Origin of the sequence: Methylobacterium sp. Leaf89, assembly GCF_001422215.1 — a bacterium.
GTDB lineage: Bacteria > Pseudomonadota > Alphaproteobacteria > Rhizobiales > Beijerinckiaceae > Methylobacterium.
Map to the genome: position 1 here is coordinate 500,767 of NZ_LMML01000029.1, position 228 is coordinate 500,994.

Here is a 228-nt window from a genome sequence, read left to right on the forward strand (position 1 = left end):
CTGGTCCTGGTCGCCCTCCTGGTGCGCCTCGACAGCAAGGGCCCGGTCCTGTTCCGCCAGACCCGCACCGGCAAGGACGGGCACTCGTTCCAGATCTACAAGTTCCGCACCATGCGCGTGCTGGATGACGGGGCGGTCGTGCACCAGGCCACCCGCGGCGATGCACGGGTGACCCGCGTCGGCGCCCTGCTGCGCCGGACCAGCATCGACGAGCTGCCCCAGCTCCTC

At 71.1% G+C, this 228-nt stretch carries 1 protein-coding gene; it reads left to right on the forward strand.

The annotated features are described in order from the left end of the window. Positions 1-228, forward strand: a 228-nt coding sequence (locus ASF18_RS23190) for a sugar transferase (protein ID WP_200917630.1), incomplete at both ends; no start/stop codon positions are given.